16 protein-coding genes are annotated in these 18,552 nt (G+C 44.5%); 6 read left to right on the top strand and 10 right to left on the bottom strand.

The annotated features are described in order from the left end of the window. Nucleotides 1-73: 73 nt before the first annotated feature. A complete protein-coding gene (locus tag MSG36_RS17955; protein WP_248369136.1) occupies nt 74-3,172 on the bottom strand; it encodes an efflux RND transporter permease subunit in 3,099 nt (1,032 codons plus the stop codon). Between the two features lie 8 nt (nt 3,173-3,180). Beyond that, the gene (locus MSG36_RS17950) at nt 3,181-4,302 is read right to left on the bottom strand and encodes an efflux RND transporter periplasmic adaptor subunit (protein WP_052879834.1); all 1,122 of its coding nucleotides are present in this window, start codon (nt 4,300-4,302) and stop codon (nt 3,181-3,183) included. A 236-nt stretch (nt 4,303-4,538) separates the two neighbouring features. Between MSG36_RS17950 and MSG36_RS17945 the strand changes: the two genes are divergently transcribed. Further along, a complete protein-coding gene (locus MSG36_RS17945; protein WP_248369133.1) occupies nt 4,539-5,153 on the top strand; it encodes a TetR/AcrR family transcriptional regulator in 615 nt (204 codons plus the stop codon). Between the two features lie 18 nt (nt 5,154-5,171). Here the strand turns inward: MSG36_RS17945 and MSG36_RS17940 are convergent, their stop codons facing one another. Continuing rightward, the gene (locus tag MSG36_RS17940) at nt 5,172-6,083 is read right to left on the bottom strand and encodes a LysR family transcriptional regulator (protein WP_059021005.1); all 912 of its coding nucleotides are present in this window, start codon (nt 6,081-6,083) and stop codon (nt 5,172-5,174) included. A gap of 189 nt (nt 6,084-6,272) precedes the next feature. Here MSG36_RS17940 and MSG36_RS17935 point away from each other — a divergent pair, with 189 nt between their 5' ends. Continuing rightward, on the top strand, nt 6,273-6,578 hold the full coding sequence (locus tag MSG36_RS17935) for a monooxygenase (RefSeq protein ID WP_048609337.1): 306 nt from the start codon (nt 6,273-6,275) through the stop codon (nt 6,576-6,578). Between the two features lie 73 nt (nt 6,579-6,651). Beyond that, a complete protein-coding gene (locus MSG36_RS17930; RefSeq protein WP_193840701.1) occupies nt 6,652-7,026 on the top strand; it encodes a hypothetical protein in 375 nt (124 codons plus the stop codon). Between the two features lie 89 nt (nt 7,027-7,115). On the opposite strand, the gene MSG36_RS17925 is transcribed toward MSG36_RS17930, so the two are convergent. Next, on the bottom strand, nt 7,116-7,643 hold the full coding sequence (locus tag MSG36_RS17925; protein ID WP_248369130.1) for a cytochrome b: 528 nt from the start codon (nt 7,641-7,643) through the stop codon (nt 7,116-7,118). A 108-nt stretch (nt 7,644-7,751) separates the two neighbouring features. Continuing rightward, on the bottom strand, nt 7,752-8,270 hold the full coding sequence (locus MSG36_RS17920; protein WP_050645693.1) for a lipocalin family protein: 519 nt from the start codon (nt 8,268-8,270) through the stop codon (nt 7,752-7,754). Nucleotides 8,271-8,590: 320 nt separating this feature from the next. Here MSG36_RS17920 and MSG36_RS17915 point away from each other — a divergent pair, with 320 nt between their 5' ends. Further along, nucleotides 8,591-10,321, top strand: a complete 1,731-nt coding sequence (locus MSG36_RS17915; RefSeq protein ID WP_248369127.1) for an amidohydrolase — start codon at nt 8,591-8,593, stop codon at nt 10,319-10,321. Nucleotides 10,322-10,420: 99 nt separating this feature from the next. Here MSG36_RS17915 and MSG36_RS17910 read toward each other — a convergent pair whose 3' ends face one another. After that, complete coding sequence (locus tag MSG36_RS17910; RefSeq protein ID WP_017065270.1) at nt 10,421-10,909, bottom strand: hypothetical protein; 489 nt, start codon at nt 10,907-10,909, stop codon at nt 10,421-10,423. Nucleotides 10,910-11,176: 267 nt separating this feature from the next. On the opposite strand from MSG36_RS17910, the gene MSG36_RS17905 reads away from it, so the two are divergent. After that, nucleotides 11,177-12,439: an amidohydrolase family protein gene (locus MSG36_RS17905; protein ID WP_017086137.1), complete on the top strand. Its 1,263-nt coding sequence runs from the start codon at nt 11,177-11,179 to the stop codon at nt 12,437-12,439. A gap of 655 nt (nt 12,440-13,094) precedes the next feature. Here MSG36_RS17905 and MSG36_RS17900 read toward each other — a convergent pair. The 4 genes from MSG36_RS17900 to MSG36_RS17885 are packed head-to-tail and all read right to left on the bottom strand — an operon-like array spanning nt 13,095 to nt 16,930. Then, a complete protein-coding gene (locus tag MSG36_RS17900) occupies nt 13,095-13,820 on the bottom strand; it encodes a DsbA family protein (RefSeq protein ID WP_048614638.1) in 726 nt (241 codons plus the stop codon). A 10-nt stretch (nt 13,821-13,830) separates the two neighbouring features. Next, nucleotides 13,831-14,358: a protein disulfide oxidoreductase gene (locus tag MSG36_RS17895; protein WP_048609330.1), complete on the bottom strand. Its 528-nt coding sequence runs from the start codon at nt 14,356-14,358 to the stop codon at nt 13,831-13,833. Then, on the bottom strand, nt 14,355-16,451 hold the full coding sequence (locus MSG36_RS17890; protein WP_248369125.1) for a protein-disulfide reductase DsbD domain-containing protein: 2,097 nt from the start codon (nt 16,449-16,451) through the stop codon (nt 14,355-14,357). The genes MSG36_RS17895 and MSG36_RS17890 overlap by 4 nt, the downstream gene beginning before the upstream one ends. 56 nt (nt 16,452-16,507) lie before the next feature. Next, complete coding sequence (locus MSG36_RS17885; RefSeq protein ID WP_248369123.1) at nt 16,508-16,930, bottom strand: hypothetical protein; 423 nt, start codon at nt 16,928-16,930, stop codon at nt 16,508-16,510. Between the two features lie 355 nt (nt 16,931-17,285). Here MSG36_RS17885 and MSG36_RS17880 point away from each other — a divergent pair, with 355 nt between their 5' ends. Beyond that, nucleotides 17,286-18,530, top strand: coding sequence for an alpha/beta fold hydrolase (locus MSG36_RS17880; RefSeq protein ID WP_248369121.1), 1,245 nt, complete (start codon nt 17,286-17,288; stop codon nt 18,528-18,530). Nucleotides 18,531-18,552: the final 22 nt, after the last annotated feature.

Below are 18,552 nucleotides of genomic sequence, written 5' to 3'. Positions count from 1 at the left end.
TCGAGCCAGATACGGCTCGATTATGGGCAATTGAAAAGCAGTTAAATTGAAGATGCGTTAAATTGAAAAACAGTTATGCCGCTTGAGTCGCGATGGTTTTTCGCTGATTTCGAGTCATCAAGTGATAAACCACCGGCACAAAGTAGAACGAGATAAGCGTGGTTAACACGGTACCGCCCACAATCGCGACCGCAAACGGAGGCCAGAAACCACCGCCAGCAATGATCAATGGCATAAAACCGCCCACGGTTGTGATCGTGGTCGAGCTGATATGGCGAGTACACGACATAACGGCTTCGACGACTGCATCGACATTGCCAGATGAAGCCTCTTTATCGAGTTTCAACTCGGTCAGAATGACAATGGCCGCGTTAATCGCCAAACCCGCAATCCCGAGCATCGCGATAATCACCGTAAAGCCGAACGGATAACCGAAAGTCCAAACAGACAACAACCCTAACCCACCAGCCAATCCTGCGACCATGAAGATGATGCTACTCATTCGGAACGAGTTGAACGACATCACCACCACCAACACCATCAATACCACCACGACTGCGACATTCGAAATGAGACTGTTGACTGAATTATCTCGTTCAGCGGATTCACCACCAAAACCAATCGTATAGCCCGATGGCATCTGATAGCTTTCTAAACGTTTTTGGAACTCATTGAGCACAGTTTGAGGCAAGACACCCGCTTCAATGTAACCCTCAATGGTATTCACTCGCTGCCCATTTCTACGTGTAATCGCACCACGACTGGTGGTCAGTTCAAGCTCAGCCAAGGTAGACACATTGATACCCGTAGAATAGACATCAGAGCTTATCGGCAAGCGAATATTACTCAGGTGAGCCAAGTTTTCACGCGCATCATCCGCAACACGAACACGGATTGGCACAGACTCACTGCCCTCAATCACCGAGCCACTTTCACGACCTGTCAGCGTGGTTTGCAACATGCCAGCAAACTGGTTGAGTGAGATGCCGTTAAGTTTCGCGGTGTCTTCATCAACCTTCAACCACACCTTCGGCGTACCCGGCTGCAGGGTTTCCCTTGTGTGCGTGACATGAGGGACACCTGCCAGAATCAAGCGTACATCTTCACCAATTGCTTTTAACGTATCAAGGTTTTCACCATATACTCGCAGTTCAACAGGCGCGGTAAATGGAGGCCCTTGGTTAAGCTTACGTACCAAGATTTGTGCTTCCGGCACCTCTTTATCTAACACCTTTTGCAACTGTGGAATTAGCGCATTGGCTTGGTCAAAATTCTCTGTTTTCACCATGGCTTGCGAGAAGTACGGCGCATTGTTTTGCCTTGCTTGCAGGTTGTAATAGAAGGATGGGAAGTTTGCGCCCACGAGCCAATCGATACGCTCCACTTCGGGGTAACGATGAATGATGTCATCGATTTTTTCAGAGGTGTTTTTGGTGGCGTAAATACTCGCTTGCGGCGGCATATACACCTGAATCTCAAACATGTCTCGGTCAGATGGCGGGAAAAATTGCTCAGTCAGCTGAGACATGCTCCAGTAACCAGTAAACGGAACCAACAACACCAAAGCAATCGTGATGATTGGATGCGTGACACCAAAACGGACAGAAGATGAGAACCAGCGCGTCAAAGCCGGGATTCTCAAACCCGTCATGTACCAATGGTGCTGGCCTTTTTTGTCGACATCACTGAGTTGTTTCGGCAGTAGTTTGGTCGCTAAGCCCGCAATTAAGGTGTGCGAGATTATGTAAGAGCCGATCAACGAGAAAGAAACGGTAATCGCAATACCACCGACAAATTCACCCGATGCACCCGGCATCAAGATAATCGGGGCAAACGCCAACACCGTAGTTAAGGTTGAGCCTAATAACGGCACCCATAAATGCTTCAATGCATTCATGGTCGCTTCAGCTCGCTGTTGCCCTTTCAAGCGATAAGCTTGAATGGTATCGACCATCACCACCGCGTTATCCACCATGATCCCGAGCGCCACAATTAGGCCTGTCACCGACATTTGGTTAATCGGCACACCGGTCATTTTCATGATCGACAGGGTCAGTAATGAAGTTAACGGCAGAGAAATGGCGACTAAGATCGCGGCACGTACGCCTAAAGTGACAAACAGCACAATCAAAATCAGACCGAAACCGATCATCAAACTCTTGCCTAAATCGTCTAAGCGAGTTTCGGTATAACCTTGCTGATTAAATAACACCGTCACCTTAACGTTACTTGGTAACTCTTGCTCAAATTTACCAATCAGAGCATTAGCTCGTGACGTCCAATTATCGACTCTCAGATCAGGGTGCATTCTTGCCGCGACAATCACGCCCGGCTCGCCGTCAATAATCGCAATTTGGTCTTGTGGGGTTTTCTCACCACGCTTCACAGACGCAATGTCTTCCATACGGATGATGTGACCATTGCTGTCGGTAGCGATTGGGACTTGCTTGATACGTTCAATGGAGTCCAGTTCAGACTCAATTTCCAACCCAAAACGGGAATAGGCACTGACCAATTCACCCGCAGAATTCTTGGCGTCTGCCCCTTCGAGCGATTCAGCGATATTGGCACTTGAACGCCCTAGAGCAGCGGCATCGGCCGTACGTAGACTGATTTGAATCTCTTCTTGCGGCATCCCGTATTCATCAACAAATTCGGTACCCGACAAGGTTCGCATCCGCTTGGCGAGCTCTTTGGCATAACGGCCCAGCGTTAACCTATCAGGCTCGCCTGCACCAGACCAAGTTAGAGATGCGATGGTCGTGAAAGCATAGGTATGGTCGCTATCGAGATCGGGAGATTGAGCACCCGCAGGCAAAATGGATTCGATGTCAGATAGCTTGTCGCGAGCTTGGGACCAGACAGGTTCTGGCTCGGTAATGGTATCGTTAAGTTCTAGCGTAACAATCGAGACGCTCGGCCTAGAGGTTGAGCTCACGAGTTTAACTTCACTCAGTTCACGCAGCTTATTCTCGATAACCTCAGTAACCAAGGTTTCAACACGCTCAGCACTGGCGCCGGGGAAGCTGGTTGTGATGTTCGCATAACGGTTGATGATTACTGGGTCTTCTGCACGCGGCAAGGTCATGAACGCCGAAATACCACTCACCATCAGCAGCGCGGTCATCAAGATAAGCAGTCGAGTGTTGGAAATAGTCTCTATTATTTTCATACTATTACCTACTCAGCCGCGCTTGCTGGCTTCACGGTTTGTCCGGGAACTAAACGATGTAAGCCACTGGCAATCACTTGTTCACCGTCTTCAATCGCCCCACTCACGTATGCTTGTTGATTGTTGGCAAACAGAACCTGAACACTTCTACGTTCAACCTTATTGTCTTCACCAATCACAAAGATGTTCCACACACCGCGCAATCCATCAATCAAACCGGTTAATGGCACCCAGTAACCTTGCTCTTCAATCTGTTCATCAAATTTAAGGTAAGCAAGTTGCCCTTCTAATACCGACGACTTTTCAGGGAATAGGTAACGCAAGCCAACACTACGAGATTGGGTATCCACCATTGCGCCGGGATTCAATAGCTCCACGGCATAATCTGTTCTCCCAACTCGGATGTTAGGCGAAGAAAGTGAGGTGACTTTTTGCATTTGGTGAGCAGGAATACCGATGAAGGCCTCTTTGCCCTCAGAAGCAAGCAGTGTAAGAGTTGGATTACCGACATTCACCACATCTCCGAGCGAGACATAGCGTGTCGCGATGGTGCCAGAATAAGGCGCAAGCACTGTCGATTTCACCAATTTCAATTCGTTGCCTTTTACCGATGCATCGATGCGTAGCAAATTAGCCTGCAATACGCGTTGCTCACTGGTGAGAGAATCAATCTCCGCTTCGGCACTGAAGCCTTTCGCTTTCAAAGAACGTTGACGCTTTAAGTTAGCAGCAACAAGACTCAACTGAGCTTTCACTTCTTCAGCCTGCGCTTTCAGTTGGCTAGACTCGGTTTTCAAAAGTTGAGTATCCAATCGAATCAACGGCTGACCGGTTGTGACTGTGTCACCGACATCCACCAGAATCTCATTGACCTTGCCCGCCAATTCAAAACCCAAATTAGCCTGCTGCCCCGCCTTTACCACACCGACATATTCACGTTGTACTGCATACGATGGAGAGCGTTCCAAGGCGACAGTTTCTACTGTTAAGACTGTCGACGCTGCACTATTCGATTCCACTGCAGCATTATCTGCATCGGATGCTGTCTCAGCTTGTGTATTTTCACCACACCCGACAAGAAGAGTCGACAACGCCACTGCTACTGCGCTTCCCTTCATCAATTTATACATACTTCCTGTTCCTATGCGGTACTCAATTATGTTCTTTTTTTAGACTAACCAAACCAAACTAGACTGTCTAGTTTGATTATGTTAAAAATAAGTTTCATGGTTAATGATTGATAAAACCATCACAAAAAGCATAATGCTTAGCGCAAAACGACACACCTATTACTGAGTATCAATAGGCACTAAGCAAAGAGACAAGCTAGGTAACGACCCAACACCAAGTAACGAGAAGCAAGCACGTGACAAAAATCATCAAGAGTGAACAAAAGAGATCGCAGATCTTAACCGCAGCAAGTAAACTTTTCTCTGAACATGGCTTCAAGATCAATATGGATCAAATAGCCAAAGCAGCGAACGTTTCCAAGCAAACGGTCTACTCTCACTTTAAAAACAAAGACGAGCTTTTCGAAACCTGCATGCAAACTAAGTGTGCCGAGCGCGAACTCAGCCCTTCTGCTTTTGATATGAATGCCACTTTGGAAGACGAGTTGGTGAAATTTGGTGTGAAGTTTCAAGATTTGTTACTTGATGAGCAATCCAGACAGACCTTTAAAAATGCGGTGAGCCAATCCAACACGCACCCAGAGATCGCTTCGATCTACCTAGAAACAGGACCGCAAAAAACTACCCTTTTGCTCGCCGATTATCTACAAAGCAAAGTGGACTCGGGTGATTTGATCTTATCAACGTCAAGCTCGCCGATCATTGCTGCAAGACAGCTACTGCTGATGTTCCATGGTAAGTCGGCGTATTGGGGATTCTTCGGACACGAAAGCGGTGAGTCTGAGCAAGAGAGACTTCTCTACACCAAAGAGTGTGTCGCGCTGTTCTTAAACGGCAATCAGCCTCGTTAATCTTAAAATATTTATCCGTTAGCCAGCCATAGAAGCTGACTCAAGAAGCAGTTCATAAAAACGTTTAGCGGCTGGGCCTGTCTTTGCCCCTTTTGGCAGAGCCAGATGCAGCGGAACGTGATACCCACTGCCATTTTCGACATTGAGCACCGTCAGCTTATCGCTACCTCGGCTTTCCACAATGTGCTTTGGTAATCGGCAATAACCCACGCCCTGCTCTACCGCACCAAACGCATGGTCGAAATTATCCACCGTAATACGCTGACTCGACTTCAACCAACCCACATCCTGTTTGTTCCCTTGGCTTTTAGCGCCTTGACTGGATCGTGCACCTAAATCCCTCACCACAATTTGCGGCAAAGACGACAGTTGATTCAACGACACAGAAGCAGCACTTGCTAACGGATGTGAACTCGCAACAACAGGCTCCATCATCGTAAAACCAAAAGCCTCAGCAGAATAATTAGTGATAGGCAGATTGATGATGGCAACGTCGGCGAGTTCTTGAGTGACCATTTCAGTCGTCTTAGACAATGACGTTTCCATCACTTGAATTGATGTGGTGCTGTTCTCCGCCATAAATTGCGCCATCGGTCTGTATAAACGTTCAAGACAACACAGATGATCCACGGCGACCACGATTTCAGATTCGACGCCTTTCGCCAGCTGTTCACTGATAAGTTCCAACTCTCTCGCCTGTTCCAACATGCTGCTTGCACGGCGCAACAATGATTTTCCATCTTCCGATAGCACCGCCCTGCGACCTTCAACTTGCACCAAAGACACACCCAATTGATCCTCCAATTTTCTCAAAGCATAAATCAGCGTGGTATGGCTCTTATTCAATTGCACTGCCGCCGCTTGAATGCTGCCTGCACGGTCAATTTCGTAAAGCGTTTGCCATTGGTCTAGGGTGGTCTTTAATCTCATCGGTCTAAAATCCTGACAGTTAATGGCAATATTATGAACTTTTCTGTGTGTTTTTTACAGGTAATATGAGTTTCAACAACAAACGAGAATGGCTTGTTTGTCTTGAACACCTATTTGTTAATGGAATTTTTTAAACGGAATTTGCTAAACAGAATTTGCTAAACAGAATTTATTAAACGGAGAAACACCATGAAACTACTACAAGTTGATTTTGAATTTTCAGGCCCTTTCGGTGAAGAGATGTCAAACGCACTCGTTGACCTAGCAAAGTCTATTAACAACGAACCGGGCATGATCTGGAAAATCTGGACAGAGAACGAAGCAGAAAAACTGGGGGGCGGCGTCTACTTATTTGAAGATCAGCTGAGTGCTGAAACCTATCTGGCGATGCATGCTGCTCGCTTAAAAGAGATGGGTGTACAGGAAGTGCGTGGTGTGATTTTTGACGTCAATCAGCCATTAACTACCATTAATAAAGGCCCAATCAACGCTTAACGCATCGCTCACTCCTGTATTGAGCAAAGAGACAGGTTAGCGATATCACCAAGTTGAAAAAGAGAGCGACACAATGAACAACAAAACATTCTTGAGCCTACACGGCATCATTTACGCAGGGTTTGCCTTCGCGCTGTTTTTCCTACCCACCCTTATGTGGCCAATGTACGGCGTAGAGATCAATGATAAGTACGCGTACTTTCTCTCTCAACACACCAGTATATTTTTGGGTGGTATCGCAGCGATAAGTTGGTTGCTAAGAGACATTGAACCCGGCGTATCCGCCAAAAAGCTCATCCAAGGTTTGGTGGTTACCAATATGCTCGGCGCCATCATCACATTGTATGCGGCGTTTACAGGAATATTTGTTGGCTTTGGCTGGAGTGATCCTGCGTTCTTCTTGTTTCTATCAATACTGAGCGTGTTGCAGGTTCGCAAGCAAGCTTAACTAACCAATGAGTTCAGATAGCACAAACAAAAAAAACACTCGGTATATGCCGAGTGTTTTCGTATTAAATCGTTAACTTTAACGTTAGGCTATGAGCGACCAAGCATACGACTTAGCGTGCCATCTTTATCGACAAACTGATGCTTCAATGCGCCTAATACATGCAGAGCAAGTGCCACCATGATCAAGTTCACTGAGTTGACATGAACGAAAGAAGCCGCAGACTGTAACCATTCGGTTTTTTCACCAGCAGCGATAAGCTCGAACCCGAACACGTCTAATGCACGTCCACCTGCAACACTCATCACAGCGCCAGAAATTGGCATCGCCAACGTCACTAACAACAAGAAATGGTGAATGCTTTTCGCTGCGATTTCTTGTGCTCTCGTCAATACGGCAACACTCTCAATTGCGCCTTCTTTAAAACGCCATACCAAGCATGAAAGTGCGACAACTAAAACAATCAAACCCAACGATTTGTGCAGCCCCATTAACTCGCCTTTTTCGGGGCCTCGCGGCATGCCTTCAAATTGAAGTCCAATAACAAACACGACAAGGAACAAAATACCGGTAAGCCAATGGAAAACAACAGTCTTTTTCGATAACGATTTACTCATGATGACCACTTTATGTCTCTAATAATGAGGCTATTTTCGCCTAATATCATTACACTTTATAGGGTAAATAAGTAAAGTTAGGTAAAGACCAAAAGAAGCCCAAAATCGTTACTTTGTGTGCTCGACAAAAATCAACTCGTCAGTGTTGAAGCCGCGCTCTTTAGACATGCTTTTGAACTTCTCCATCACCTCTGGCGCAACTTCTGGTGTTCTTGAAAGCAGCCACAAGTAATCGGTGTCTGGGCCAGAAACAAACGCGTATTGGTATCCCTCTTTGTCCAATTCAAACACCACATAAGCGCCGTAGAAAGGGCCAAAGAAAGACACTTTCAAATAGCCTTGTTCAGAACCTTCGACAAAATACGCTTTGCCTTCCGCTTCGTTCCACTCACCCTCTTCGGCAGAGTATCCACGGTTAATCACCTTCACGCCGCCATCATCACGCAGGCTGTACTCAGCGCTAATGTTATCTAAGCCACGCTCAAACGAGTGATCCAAACGAGCCACTTCGTACCATTTCCCTAGGTATCGATCCAACTCAAACTGCTGAACAGGCTTTACCGTTTCGGGCATGCCGACACAACCACCCAATAAGATCACGCTAAGCAACAATAATATTTTTTTCATCCTAACCTCGACTTGTTTTTATTAGTAATGCGAGTAAGTCTCGTGAAAACATAAACTTACATCCTTGGTAATACGTTAAATCCATTTTTATAGTTCACTTAACTGTAATTTATTCAGAACCTTATGTGAATCGTTTAGTCTGCGAATAGATTCGCAATCCTTTATTCATGAGCTGTATTCCTACAACCACCTCAAAAGATATTGGAATTACATGCAAACAACAGAGCAACCAAGGACACTTAATTATTAAAAATTCGCGATATGATTCTGGCCACTCGCTTTCTATACTTATTAAACAGTGGAACATGGAAGACATAATAATGAATAACAAGCTCACTCTGTCACGCACTGCATGGATAGCATTACTCACAAGCTTTACCGCCGTAGCGCCGGTGCTTGCACAAGCCAACACCGTTGTCCAAGCGCAAACAGCCGTTAAAAGCCAAAGTGCTGACCAAATTTTTATCAATGCTGATATATACGGGCATCGCGAGTCGGACTCTATCGTTACCCACAAAGGCAAGATCATCTTCATTGGTAACCAATCACAGGCGCAAACTTTTCAAGGGCAAAGCACTGATGTCATTGATCTAGACAATGCCTTTGTCTTGCCGGGATTCATTGACAACCATAATCATGTGTTTGAAGCTGCCTCAGAGCTGGGTGGCAATTGTGAACTCGACTCTGAAGCAACATTAGAAGAGCAAATCCCTTACTTAGAAGCATGTAAAATCAATGCTGATACCGATGGCAGAGGTTGGCTAATGGGTTATGGTTTTTCTTTGGAAGCGACGCTCGATAGCGATTCTGACTATACACCGCTAGAGATCATCGACAGTATCTTCCCGGATCGCCCAGTGGTGATCATGGAGCAAACTTCACACTCGATGTGGGTCAACTCAAAAGCACTAAAAATCGCTCGAATCAGCCAACAATCTCCAGACCCACAAGGCGGTGTTTATTTAAAAGACCAAGACAGTGGCAAGCTCAATGGCATCTTATTAGACAATGCTGGCGATCAACTGATGGAGATGGCGTGGAACAGCCAAAGCGAACTGTTTGAGCAAAGCTACCAAGGCTTAATGTTCGGACTTGAGGAAGCGGCAGCCCACGGCATCACCACCATTGGCGACGGTCGCATGTATTGGAAGCGAGGTTGGTATGACGTTTGGCTAGAGGCCGAGCAAAATCAAGACTTAACGGCGCGTGTATCGCTGCGCCCTTGGGTGTATCCATCGATGGCGATGCCTTCTCAATTAGAAGTCTTTGAGAAGATGTATTCCGACGATAAAAGCCGTCTGTTACTTGTCGATCAGGTGAAAATGTACAGTGATGGCATCTTCATCAATGGCACCGCCAAAACGCTCGCACCCTACTTAGATACTTATCTGCCCCAGTCTCCCAATGGCTTGAACTATATTCCCACAGAACAAATGAAAGAGTGGCTAACTGCACTCGAAAAGATCGGCTTTAGTGCCCACATTCATGCCATTGGTGATGGAGCGGTTCGTGAATCGCTTGATGCGATAGAAAGCATTCGCAAACAAGGTTCAACCAAACCCTACACCCTAACCCATGTCGAATTAATCAATGATGAAGATGTGCCACGCTTTCGCCAATTAGATGTAACTGCAGATTTCCAAGTTGGCTCTGATTACGTTGCAAGGCATCAACACCAATGGGCTGAAGCTTTCCTAGGTGCTCGCCGTGCTAAAGCCATGATGAACCTCGATGCAATACTCAAGACCGACGCCAATATCACCTTAAGCAGTGACTGGAACGTACACGACATCAACCCATTGGTCGGCATCGCGAACAGCTTAATCATGGGCAAAACCGGCCTAACCGATATCTATACCGCCATCGACGCTTACACGCTTAATGCAGCCAAAAGTCTTGGGATTGAAGACGTAACAGGCTCTATTGAGGTAGGGAAATCCGCTGATTTCGCCATTCTCAACCGAGACATCACCACAGTTTCAGCAAGACAAATCGCTAAGACTCAAGTGTTGATGACGGTGTTACGAGGAGATGTGGTTTACGAAAAATAGAGCCAACCGGCGCATCGAATTAGTTATCGCAACTCAAACGAAAACGAGCCAGCTTATTCAGCTGGCTCGTCTGTTATTCACATCTGTATTTTAATTCTGTTACGCGTTGGTCTCTTTAAGCGCTTTCACATTTGAATCTTGTTTGTCATCCAGAGCAAAGTAGATCTTCGATACAATCACTTCAGCAACCAGAATCGTAAATACCACTGCGAAGAAAGCAACCACGCCGCCCCAAGGGCCTGTAAAACTCACCTTATCCCCGAACAGGAGGTTAATCGCTTCTAGCATCACGAATTTTGAGCCCACCAAGATAATGTAAGTGGTGATTGCTCGGTACACCTTAGGCGCTGTGCCCGGCTTGCTTTTGAAGTGCTCGGCAATCTTGTGCTCTAAACCAATAGAGAGCTTCAACAACAACTGCAACAACAACGCCGCAATCAAAGATATAGTGAAAGACTCAATGTTGACGAAGTCCCAGTACTCATCGAAGAAGTTAAGTACTACTAAGTCCACCAGCACGGCTAACGTGTAACCTACGAATAGACGTTGTGGTGTGTTGAACCCGTAAACTTTGTCTGATTTAGTCATTCTGTCTCTCTCTAATCTAATTTGATAAGTCGCCTTGATTTGAAATACATCTTAGCGTTCGAATCGAAGCAAAACTTACCATTTCATGACACCGCCAACATTCATTTCTCAAATTAATGATTCAACAAAAATCCCCCTTGCCTCTCTTATAGCAATAGCAAAAACACACCCAATTCATCACTGTCACCAAATGGCCATTCTTCAAATGCTGCGCCCCATAAGATGACTCCATCAGCGACACACACTCATTTCCAAAAGGTGCAGACTATGAAAAAGCTAATCACTAACGCGAACGTATTTAACGGTGTTGATAACAACTTAATCGAGAACGTATCCATCCTCATCGAAGATAACTTGATCACTCAGATTGGCGAGATTGACCCAACGATTGCCGATGAAACGATTGATGCTCAAGGTGGTACGGTCATGCCAGGCCTGATTGATGCACACGTTCATATCACTTTATCTGCACCATTCAATGTGATTGATACCATGACGCGTGAAGAAGTGGCGATTCGCTCAGCCAAGATTTCTGAAGAGATGTTAATGCGCGGCTTTACTACCATTCGCGATGTGGCGGGCAATACGCTTGGCCTTAAAAACAGTATCGACAAGGGCTATGCGACTGGCCCACGTATTCTTCCTTCAATGGCGGCTATCTCGCAAACCTGTGGTCACTCTGATTACCGTCAAAACCAAGCACAAGAGCGTTTAGCTAACGGGCATGAAGATTCACCAATGATGAAGCTTGGCGCAATGAAAGTGGCAGATGGTCGTTCAGAAGTCTTAAAAGCGGTTCGCGAACAGCTGTTTATGGGCGCTTCTCAAATCAAGATCATGGCGGGTGGAGGCGCATCTTCAACGTTTGATCCGCTAGATACATTGCAATTCACATCTGAAGAGATGAAAGCGGCGGTTGATGCCGCTTCCGATTACGGCACCTATGTTGCCGCGCACATCCACACCTCTGATGCGATGCGCCGAGCGGCAGAAGCGGGCGTGATGTCTTTCGAACACGCCACCATCATGGACGACGACATTGCCGAGATCATTAAAGAGAAAGGCATTTGGGTGATCCCTTCTTACTTTACCTCTTCATTGATTGCAGAGCGCAAGATCCCGCTGCCGAATGAGGAGACATACCGCAAGACAGAACGTGTAGGCAAAGCCATGTTCAAGTCAGCAGAACTGATTAAGAAATACGACATTCAGAACATTGCTTTTGGTACTGACTGTGTGGGTGAAACCAACGTTCATGCGACACAATTGAATGAACTTGGTGCGATTGAGCAAGTATTCGATACCATCACCGCACTTCGCATGGCGACATCAAACTGTGGTCGCTTGTTCGAAATGTCGACTTACCAACACCCATACCAAGAAGGCAAGTTAGGTCAGATCGTTGAAGGTGCTTATGCCGACCTATTGATCATCGATGGCAACCCACTGGAAAGTGTTGCGTGTGTGGCGAACACAGAGACACAAAAACTGATCATGAAAGACGGTAAGGTGTACAAAAACACGCTTTAACCTCGAAAAGCGCTCGTCCCTTAACCGCAAAACAACACATCTAAAGCAAATAACCGAGATGACTAACTTGGTTGTTTGCTTTTTTTTGGATCGCCTAAAGCTGATCTCACCTTCCATTGAAAATCTTAGATATCCAATTCACTCAATAAAACATATAAATTCACAGCCATGCTACGAGTTATTTTCCACTCGATGAATTAATTTACATTTACGTATTAACAACCATATGAAAATTAAAAATAGAATATCAAACTGTAAAAATTCAGTATAAAAACCCTCTGATTATTTCTAAAAAAACACAAAGAAAATGGAATTATTTCAGCATAGATAGCTCTAACTAAATGCTAAGTGATAATTTATCAGGAGGTGCTAATTTAATATAACTTTGTCAACCCCACGCCCTTAAATTGCACATAAGACAATTTATAAAAGTAAATACTATTAATCATTTTTTAAATCAGGAATTAAACATGAGACTGTTGTTGTACTCAACATGTGGTGTTCTGAGTTTTTTAGGAATATTTGGACTAGCTGCGTTATACATTGTTTATTAAGTTGTGAACTACTTTTACAATTAACATTAAAATAAAAAAAGCCCTAATCAATAGGGCTTTTTATCCATCAAAAATAATAATTAAGTTATCGTAAGTTTATTCTATTTACTTTTCTCTTCTAGCTTAGCCTTTACTATTGGATATAGTTTTTCGTATGGCAAGTAACCGGGGAGCAATGTTCCATCAATGAGCATCGCTGGTGTACCTCGAACACCCAGCCTAGTAAACAAATTATAGTTTTCAGCAACTTCAATCGCTATTTCACTGTCTGAAGAAACATAATCGGTGGCTTTATTCTTCTTCGCTACTTTCATTATCGAACGAACGTTGTGAATGCCAGGCTTACTGATCAACATCTCTTCAACTGCTTTGTATTTTTCTTTGTCATTGTTCCAGACATTGAGTCCAAAGGTTGCTGAGTTCAGTGGTGAATCTCTCTCCTTTAGAGGGATATAAATATTTATCACCTTGATGTCATTAGGAAACTCATCCGCTATTTTCCGAAGAACAGGATCTAACTTTTTACACCACGGGCAACTAAAATCAGTCATGTTTACGATCGTCAGCTTTGGATGTTCGGAACCATACCAAGGGTGGTGTGGATTGTTATAAATAAAGTCATGGCTCTCGGCCAACGTTTTATCGAAACTACTTTGTTGATCTATGTAAGCAGCCAGACTGTCATGAACCGAATCGATAATACCTTCATTCGTTTCTAACATTTGCGTTATCTCGGCAATCTTTTCTTGTTTTGTCATTGCGTAAGTGACAGGAGAGAAAGCCAGTGTAACTAATAATGTGATGATGCTTTTTGTTATGAATTTCATATTTTCCCCATTAATACTTAGCTAACCAAAGTCGGGCTGCGATGCCTATTGGCGTAGTAATTCCTGAAGTAACACTAGTTACTTTTCCATCATTAATAACAATGAGTGTTGGCGTTAAGGAGATCCCCCAATCGCGTGCTATTTTTCCTTCAGTATCATTAATGTTGTCGTAGCTATACCCTTTAGCATTCATGTAACGTCGAACTCTTTCATCCTTACCCGAAGTCAGTGATACACCAACGACGGGATAGCTTGATGAAAACCAATCAACCACTGGCGTCACAAATTTGCAGGCCACGCACCATGTCGTCCAAAAATAAACTAATACCGGCTCTTTCTTACTCATTTCAATTACATCTATCGGCTTACCGGATAACGACATTCCGACCATCGGCGGAACGTTCTGCATTGGAACGTCTTTTGTACGCCAATAATCAACACCAAAGACCACGACCGCCGCGAACAAGGTATACAGTAATGCCGATCTCAACTTCTGCTTTTTGGTCTGAGGTTTTGCCTTAGATTTTGTTCTAATCATTCGTCATCACCTCTTGCCTTCTCAATGGCTTCCATCACCGCATCACTGGTTAAGATGACAGGAAGCTCAATACCTTCTGGGGCATTAGGGCCATAAACCATATTGAACGGAACACCGAACCGGTTGTGATCTTGTAGGTATGACGTGACACTATCACTTGGGACTGTCCAATCGCCCTCCATCGGCACTACATCACCTTCAGTCAATGCGCTGTAAACCGGATCTTGTAAAAGAACACCTATCTTGTTTGCTTTACAAGTCACACACCAATCAGCAGTGACATCAACAAAAACCACTTGGCCATTAGCAACATGTTCATCAATGACTTCGGTAGACAACGCTTCCCACTCAGGTTCTGGTGGCAGCATTTTAGATGTTGCTTTCTCGACAAATAACGAGGCAGAGATAACACTCAACAGCAGCAAGGCAACAGCACCCGCAGTCTTGATTCCATGCACTTGAACCAACCTGACAAGTAATAGGCAAACACTGACTGCCAATACTGCGTATAACCACAATTGAGGGACATGAGGTCGAAGCAAGCTAAAGAGCCAAACGCTAGTGATTAGCATCATTCCGCCGAACAGGTATTTAACACGGTTCATCCATGCCCCGGGTTTAGGCAACGCCAAAGCTATCGATGGGAATGCAGCAACGAGAATCCATGGAAGCGCCATACCAACGGCAAGAGCTGTGAAAATACCAAACATCGTCGGGATAGTAGTGGCGAGAGCAAAGGCGACGGCTGTTCCAAGAAATGGAGCAGAGCATGGCGTAGCCAATAGCGTTGCGAACATACCTTGAGTAAAGTGTCCGACGTAGCTACTGTCGCCCTTGGTTGCCATCCATGTATTTGCATTCGATGAAAGACGGATCTCGAAAAGCCCTAACATATTGGCGCTGAACAGAGCGGTGACGATAAACATCCCACCGATAAACCAACCGTTTTGAAACTGAATTCCCCAACCGATAACGCTGCCTGAAACTTTTAACACAGCCAAGAAAGTGGCTATTAACCAGAAGGATGCGAGGATGCCACTTGCAGATGCAAGGAATTGGAACCTAACTTGTTTTCTTGCCATTCCTTGAGCAGAAATAACCCCACTCAGTTTCATTCCAAGCACAGGGAATACACAGGGCATGATATTGAGAATCAACCCACCTAATAGCGCTAAAAGCACCATACTTATCATAGAGCTGTTGCCCACAATGCCATTGGTAACAGTGGTTGGATATTCTGCGATGAAGTCTTTGTCTTTGATGCTTACACGGATGTGCTGGTTGTTAAGATCGGGTGTGCCCATCCAGCTACTTACATCGTAAGTCGCAATGACTTGGTTACCTTCAATTTCAATGTGAGGAATACCAAAGTCAGCATCTTGCATTTCATCTGAATCACCATCCACGATTACATCGGGTGCAGTCCAGCCAATTTGATGTGTAGCAATAACTTGAAGTTGCGACTTGCGAGCATCCCAAATCGTAGATGTACCTTCTACAAGCGGTGAATCTTTCGGCACTTCACTCATTGCTTTGGCGTAGACAAGCATCGCGTCGTTATCCACGGTCATCTCACTTGGGTTAAACACCAAGTTGATATCAAAATCCGTGAGAATACATATGGTGGTGCATGAAGACATCGTCAGCACAGCATTAAGCTCAACAGGTTTGTTCATATCATCAATATGAAGATTCATCGGGAAGATGATGTTGTGCTTGTAACCTAGCGTATCTATGCCGAGCAAATTGAAGCGTTGGGGAAACTTCCAAAACCATTGCAGTTGCGAAACGTTCTTAGAGTCGGCCCATTTGATTTTGGGCGCAATACCTCCTTCACCAGGACTTCTCCAGTAAGTTTTCCATTCATCAGAAAGGTTCACTTCCAGATAACCCGCCGCGGTTTTATCTTCTTTATTAGTTTGTCCTGTCATGACAAAACGCGTTTCTACATACGGATGTAACTTGTCTTGCATCCAACCCGTTGTAACAGGAGTCATCGATTCGCTCGCACTTGCGTTCACAGTGAATGTTGAACACAGCGCAACGAATAGCCAAAGCACAACAAAGTGCAATGACATTTTGCTTTTAGGCATGTCTAATTTTTCCTTAAAAAATGAATAATATGAGTGTTAGTTAAACGCTCTTATTCTCATTCTTTAAAGACACAGACCTTGAGATGGATGCGCCTACCCTTGTGAAGGATTGGCTCAGTGAATGGAGGGAAATACGGAACAGTACTTAGCAGCCACAATACGACTACAACGAGTATGAAGTACGTGAATATAGCTTGATCATTGACTTGGTGGTGATCAAAATTTATCAGGTGTTCTGATAACTCACATTTGTGGACGGATTGGTCGTCTTGAGATTGAGATGCACCCTTGATAAAACCGCCACCATCATCAATCTTGTTTACCTGCAGGACATTAGAAATCGCAGAATCACTGTTTTCATAATTTACTTTGCAACCTTGGATAAAGCTCATATTACTGGCGAGACAGAAACAGATAACCCAACCCACTAATAATAGTGCGCTACGAGTTAGCTGATGTTTGTTTCGACTTGAGATCATATCTAAACTGCAGATGTCTGGTGATGGTAAACGTAGCAATACGACTTAACTAAAATAATAAAGTTCAATTTTTTTCACATGGTCGATAATTTTCATGAATCAAAGCGATTGAAAATGGCAAAAATCGTATACCAACAATCAGTATCGAAAAGACAATCTCTATAGCACATCGGCATCAGCCATAGCGCTGTCGAGCTGCATGGAATAAATAAACTCGAATCAAAACAGGACATGATCAAGAACACGTATGACCTAACTCTCTGCTTTCTTGCTAGTATTAAATTCATGCTGTTTGTTTTTGTATAAGATTTGTTGATTGAAGGACGAAGCTTGTTGATATGGGGATGAGGTTGGAATGAAACGATTACTGACTGCACGCTTACTCAGTACAGTGCTGTTACTCAGTTCAGTGCTATCAGGGTGCAGTAACTTTAGAAACCTATCTAATGAGATACAAGCTATCGACTCCATAACCAATCAGTACACCATCACCTTGAGTCAACCGGCCTCAGATTCTGCCGTGGTGATTGAACAAATCAAAGACATCAGTAAAAGCGAAGTGGATGGTTACGATGGCATCATAGACAGCGACAGTATTCACTTACAACTATCAAATAGCATCCATTACCTACTCGTCTTTGAAGATAAGAATCAAGACCTAACCCTACAAGCTGATGAAGCATTCAGTGTGGTTAACCTGCGCGATCACCAAGACAAATCGACAATCGAAGTATCACTTGCCATTAATGAGAGTGATGCCCCAAGATCGTTTGTTGATCGTTCATTGTCCTCACTATTGAAAATAGAGTTAGACCTCGTCGATATAGGCACCGTGGTGAATTTAACAGATTCTCCCTTTGAGAAAAGAAATGCAAAGCTTGGCATGTGGCAGCCGCTGACCTTCTTACTTGAAGATAATGCTGGGCTCTATTTTCTGTCTGAATATGACCCAAATAAAATCCCAATCCTATTCGTACATGGAATCAATTCAACGGCTTTAGATTTCGCCCCTCTCATTGAAAATGTGGACCAATCTAAATACCAAATATGGGTGTTTAACTACCCTTCAGGTCTGTCTCTGTCTTTGAATTCGAAAGGCTTAAATAACCTATTCCATACAGTTGTGACTGAATATAAGATCCAACAGTTGCATGTTGTTGCCCACAGTATGGGTGGCTTGATCGTGACTAACAGTATTCGTCAGTGTCGCATTGGGCAGTTATGTGATTTTATTAGCAGCGTAACCACCATCTCTTCGCCGTTTGGTGGTGTCGAGTCAGCTAAGCAAGGGGTGGAATACTCTCCCGTGGTAATGCCTGCTTGGGTTGACTTAAACCCAGACGGCCAATTTATTAGCGACTTATTTGTTGAAAACGATCAAATCCACATTCCACACTTTTTAGCCTTTGGTTATAACTCGGGTGATCTGTTTAATACCAACAGTAACGATGGCGTCATCAATTTATCAAGCCAGTTATCACGCCCCGCTCAATTGAACGCCGACCAAATTCGTGGTTACAACGAAAACCATCTCAGTATTTTAGATAATGATGATCTGTTTGAAGACCTGTCGAGCTTTTGGCTAGCAGCAGAGCAATAACCCCTCCCTATACATAACCCGA

Origin of the sequence: Vibrio sp. 1CM8B (assembly GCF_023161685.1) — a bacterium.
GTDB classification, from domain to species: Bacteria; Pseudomonadota; Gammaproteobacteria; order Enterobacterales; family Vibrionaceae; genus Vibrio; species Vibrio coralliirubri.
This window is presented reverse-complemented; position numbering and strand designations above follow the sequence as displayed.